This window comes from Microbacterium sp. (assembly GCF_003248605.1).
Classification (GTDB): domain Bacteria; phylum Actinomycetota; class Actinomycetes; order Actinomycetales; family Microbacteriaceae; genus Microbacterium.
The window spans coordinates 1-4,568 of the sequence record NZ_QFPF01000150.1; the positions used below are offsets into that span (position 1 = coordinate 1).

General features: G+C 68.6%; 8 protein-coding genes. All 8 read right to left on the reverse strand.

Going from position 1 to position 4,568, the window contains the following annotated elements; all coding sequences use genetic code 11:
• Positions 1-675, reverse strand: a 675-nt coding sequence (locus DI573_RS14015; RefSeq protein WP_292815569.1) for a hypothetical protein, incomplete at its 3' end; no start/stop codon positions are given.
• Positions 672-1,073 (reverse strand): helix-turn-helix domain-containing protein, encoded by a 402-nt coding sequence (locus DI573_RS14020; RefSeq protein WP_292815572.1) that lies wholly within the window; start codon positions 1,071-1,073, stop codon positions 672-674. The genes DI573_RS14015 and DI573_RS14020, both read right to left, overlap by 4 nt.
• Complete coding sequence (locus tag DI573_RS14025; RefSeq protein ID WP_292815575.1) at positions 1,063-1,377, reverse strand: hypothetical protein; 315 nt, start codon at positions 1,375-1,377, stop codon at positions 1,063-1,065. Before DI573_RS14025 ends, DI573_RS14020 begins: the two co-directional genes overlap by 11 nt.
• Positions 1,374-2,303 (reverse strand): hypothetical protein, encoded by a 930-nt coding sequence (locus DI573_RS14030; RefSeq protein WP_292815578.1) that lies wholly within the window; start codon positions 2,301-2,303, stop codon positions 1,374-1,376. Before DI573_RS14030 ends, DI573_RS14025 begins: the two co-directional genes overlap by 4 nt.
• 31 nt (positions 2,304-2,334) lie before the next feature.
• Positions 2,335-2,607 carry a hypothetical protein gene (locus tag DI573_RS14035; protein WP_292815580.1) on the reverse strand — a complete coding sequence of 91 codons (273 nt, stop codon included), beginning with the start codon at positions 2,605-2,607 and terminating at the stop codon, positions 2,335-2,337.
• Between the two features lie 15 nt (positions 2,608-2,622).
• Positions 2,623-3,525 (reverse strand): tyrosine-type recombinase/integrase, encoded by a 903-nt coding sequence (locus tag DI573_RS14040; RefSeq protein ID WP_292815583.1) that lies wholly within the window; start codon positions 3,523-3,525, stop codon positions 2,623-2,625.
• A 3-nt stretch (positions 3,526-3,528) separates the two neighbouring features.
• Positions 3,529-4,281, reverse strand: a complete 753-nt coding sequence (locus DI573_RS14045) for a hypothetical protein (RefSeq protein ID WP_292815584.1) — start codon at positions 4,279-4,281, stop codon at positions 3,529-3,531.
• A 71-nt stretch (positions 4,282-4,352) separates the two neighbouring features.
• A partial coding sequence (locus DI573_RS14050; protein WP_292815587.1) for a helix-turn-helix domain-containing protein occupies positions 4,353-4,568 on the reverse strand: 216 nt, incomplete at its 5' end.

Here is a 4,568-nt window from a genome sequence, read left to right on the forward strand (position 1 = left end):
GAGGTCGTCGATGAAGTCGTCGGGGACGCGGATGTCGCGTCGGCCGAGGTAGGAGGGCAGCTCGTCGAGGAACATCCGGCGGACAACCGGATCCTGGTTGGCGGGGATACGGCGGGCGAGGTTTCCGATGATGGCGGTGTCGGGGATCTTGTCGAGTTCGGGGCGCAGGCGCTCCCATGCTTTGCCGGCGCGGGTCTCGGCGAGCAACTGGTCGATGCTCGATCCGTTCGGGGTATCGCTGGTGAGCCGTTTCACGGCTTCGGCGAGCGCGTTCTCGGCCTTGTCGAGGTCGGTCTGGGCGGATTCCTGGAGCTGGTCGAGGGCGTTGAGCCAGGACGCGAGGGCGGGCTCGTACTGCTCGCGGAAGTACTCGGTCGTGATCTGGTTGCGGACGTAGGCGTCGCGGAGTCCGGCGAGGGTGGTGTCGGTGAGGACGCGGCGGGCGATGGTCTGGAGGGTGTTGTTGATCTTGGTGAGCTTGGCGCTGTAGTCGACCGGCGAGGCGGTGGGCCAGCGCTCGGCGATCGCGTGTCGGATGGCGAGGGCGAGGTCGAAGTCGCGTTCGCGTTCGGCGGCGGCGAGCTTGTCGAGTGCTTCGCTGCGGGAGCGGATCTGCGCGGTGCGCTTCTGGGCGGTGCGCTGGGCGAGGGTGCGGGCCGTGTCGGCGAGGGTCATGGGGTTCTCTTTTCGATGAGGGCTGTGAGGCTGTTGGTGTCGACGACCCAGCGGCCGTCGCGGTAGTCGGCGCTCAACTCGTTCGCGGAGATCAGCTGGGTGACGCGGCGGGTGCTGACGTTGAGTGCCTGGGCTGCCTGTTCGGTTGTGACGCCTGATTGTGCCGCGACTTCCGAGGTCGGAAGCGGTTGATTTCCGAGGTCGGAAATGCGGCGGTGGCGGATGGCGGCGGTGTGGATCGCGTCGAGGACGGCGTCCAGCTGGGGGCGCCGGCCGCGGACCCTCGAGCGGAACTCGCTGAGGCCGGCGTCGTGCTCGAGGATTCGACAGACTCCGTCAGGGACGAGGACGCCGGGGCCGTGGACGAAGTGTGCGGCCGGGCGGGGTTCATCGGGCATGCGGCGGCTCCGGCGCGGTCGGGTGGCCGGTGGGGATGACGTGCAGGCGGTGGATCTCCTGGCAGCGGGGGCCGCATCCGCCGTCGGCGAGCTGCGCGAGCTGCTGGGCGGCGTGCTCGAGGTCGGCGTGCAAGGTCACCCGATACGTGCACCAGTTGACGACGGCGTAGGTGCCGGCGCCGGTGACCGAACGCGGCGAGCGCATCCAGCACTTCACGAACGTCGCGGGGGTGCGGTGGGTGGCGGCGCAGCGGTGGCGGTCGATGGGGATGGGTTGGAGGAAGGTGGGTGTGAGGGTGCTCATGGTCGTAGCTCCCGGATGGGAATCGGCGGGCGGAGATCGGTGCAGTGGATGCATGTGCCGTCGCGGGCGAGCTGGTGGCCGTGGGTGGCGCAGCGGGACGTTGCGGCTTCCTTGGCGGCTTCCTGAGCAGCGATGCGGGCGACGAACGCGAGGCTGCGGGCGTTGCTGCTGCTGAGTGAAGGCCGCTGGAGTTCGTACCCTTCGCGGGCGAGGCGGCAGCCGGTGCATGCCTGGTCGGTGCCGTTGGGGTGGCGATCGCAGAAAGGCGTGATGGGGGTGGGGGTGGCGAGCGCGAGGCCGAATGGACTCGTGTCGCTCGCGCGCGGTTGAGTACTTTCACCCACCCCCCTATCTGGGGGTATTTCTTCGGAAAGGGAAGGGAAGGCCTTGCCTTTCCTTTCCTTTCCTACTCCCACCGTGACGTCACGCCGTGACGCCCCCCGTGACTCACGTTGTGACGGACTCGATGTGACGCCCTCATTTTTGCCCGCATGGGTCGTTGGTGGGTTCGGCTCGTTCTCGCGTGCTGGTGCTTCGCGTGTGTTGCCCTGGGCGGCATCCGTGGCCGTGTCGCCGTCCTTCACGGCCTTCTCTCGTGCTCGCTGGGCGCGTTTGCGGTTCCTGTTGGCTTCGCGCTGCTTGTCTACGTCCTGCGCGGTGGACTGGCCCAGCGCCCCGGACCAGTCGATGAACTGATAGCCAGCGGCGGTTCGGGCCCAGAAGCCTGCGGCCTCGATTTCCTCGAGCCACGCGGGATCGATCGCGCGTGGATAGAGGAAGCGCAGCTCGCGCTCGTCCACCGCCCCGTTCGTCCCTTGCTCGGCCGCGTGCATCAGCCCGTTGTGGAAGATCCGGTATGCGGCGTCGCTCAGGCTGTCGTGCGCTGCCTGCGTGAGCCACTCGCCCTTGATTCGAGCGTCTACCATCGCAACCCCTCCCTGGTCGGCGCTGCGCCCCTCACCAGCTGGGGTGCTCGGGCACGGCGAACGTGGCCTGGACGGTCGTGGCGGTGAGCGTGACCGTCGCGGGGAAATCGGGGTGTGCGAGTTGGTGCAGGAGGACTTCCTGGGGGAGGTCGGTGTCCTGCTCGAGCTGGTCGAGGCTCATGTCCGTCTCGAGTCCGTGCCGGGCGTGGATCGCGAGCACGGTCGCGGTGTAGCGCATGAGCGGTGGGGTGTCGGAGGCGAACACTGCGGCGAGCGCGGGGGTGATCGGGTGTGGGTGTGGCAAGGGGGCTCCGGCGGTTCATGCGGTGGGCTCGAGTTCGGGGCGGGGGGTTGCGGGTCGGGGGCCGCGGTTGGTGGCGGCGGGGACGATCACGTGGGGGAGGAGGTTCATTGCGGTGTCGATGCTGTCGTGATCGATGGCGACGTAGCGGGTGATGGATTGGAGGTCGGAGTGCCGCATGGCGCCGGCGACGACGACGGTGGAGGCGCCGGCGCGGATCATCTCGGTGGCGAAGAAGGCCCGCATCTGGTGTGCGTTGTGGCGGATGCCGGCGCGTTTGATTGCGCGGGAGAGGACTGTTGCGACGTTGCCGGCCTTCACGTGCTGGTCGGGCCGGTACTGGGAGGGGAACAGGTATCCGCTGTCGCGGGGGTAGGCCTGTAGTGCCTCCCAGACGAGGGGGTGGATTGGTCGCCACACTTCCTTGCCGGCCTTGCCTTCCTTGGAGAGGATGCGGCGCTGGTCCCAGTCGATGGTGTCGGTGGATACCGCGGCGATCTCCTGTGCTCGGAAGCCCTGGTAGGCGTACAGGAGGACGTACATGCGGGTGCGGGCGTAGATGCCGCTCTCGAGCAGCTTCTGGACGTCCTCGAGCGTGAAGGGGTTCGCTTCGGTCTGGGGCACCCGCACCTTGGGGAGCCGTGCGGCCGGGTTGTCTTCGCGGTGCTGCTCGTCCTGCATCCACGTGAACACGTTGAACATCACGCCGCGGTACAGCTGGCGGGTGGCAGCGGCGATGCCCGGTCGGGCGAGGTCTGCGATGAGGTCTTGTCGCTGCACGGTCATCAGCGTCTTGCCGGTGCGGCGCAGCATTGCTCGGATCACGATCGTGCGTTCGTGGATGCTGCGCTCGGTGGAGCCGGCCGCGATCTTCTCGAGCCGCCAACCGGCGAGGAGGGTGTCGTCGTCGAGGTGCGTCATCGCTCAGCCCTCCAGGTCGCGGAGAGCGTCGGCGACGTCGACGGGGCGGCGGATGCGGCGAGCGCGCCGTTCCATGATGTCGGCGTCTTCGAGGAGCTGTTCGGCTTGGATGCGCAGCTGCACGGCGAGGGCGCGGAGTCCTTCGGCGTCGCGGCCGTTGCCGGTGCGGTCCTCGAGGTGGGCGAACACGTAGGCGCGGAGTTCGCCCTGGGGGAGTTCGGCGAACACGTCGACCTCGAGGCCGAGGTGGTCGGTGTGGAGCACGCGGTGCACCCACTCGGCAGGGTCGGCCTGCCAGTCGTGGCCGGACTGGTCGCAGCCGGGGACGTCGCAGCCGATCGCGGCCGCGCGGGCCTTGCCCTGTTCGGCGTAGGCGTCGGCGTTGGGGTCGAGGTCCTTGAGGTGGGCGGGCAGCAGCTCGCGTTCATAGTCGTGATGTGCCTCGTGGGCGTCGACGAGATCCCAGAAGCCATCGACGTCGTCGGAGTCGTCGATGATCGTGTAGCTGCACGAGCCGCATGAGTACTCACCGCGATTCTCGATCGCCGGTTGCGGGGTCGTGAGGTGGTCGAGCTCCTGGAGGGCTGCGGCGAGCGCGGCCGCGGTCGCGGGGCCACCGATGATGATCTCGGCTGTGTCTGCGGCGAGCGCGAGCTGTGGTGCGTTCTCCGGGGTGGTGAGCAGGCGCAGCTCGACATCGCCGATCTGTGCGAGGCGGGTGGTGGTGCTGTCCGTGGTCGTCGGTACAGTGGTCATGATCGTTGCTCCTTCAATGGTTTCGGTCACTGCCCCGCCCTGGCCGGCGGGGCTTTTCTCTTGCTGGGCGTTCACGATGTCGCGGACGCGTGGGCGACGTACTCGAGCACGTCGGCCCGGAGGTAGCGGCAGGCGCCGCCGAATTTCACGAACTTCGGCCCGCGCCCTTCGCCGGCCCATCTCGCGAGCGTCGGCACGCTGAGCTTGAGGTAGGCGGCGACCTCTTGGCGGGTGGCGATCTCAGGCAGATTCGCCGCGCCGGGAGCTGGCGGCTCCGGCGCGGTGTC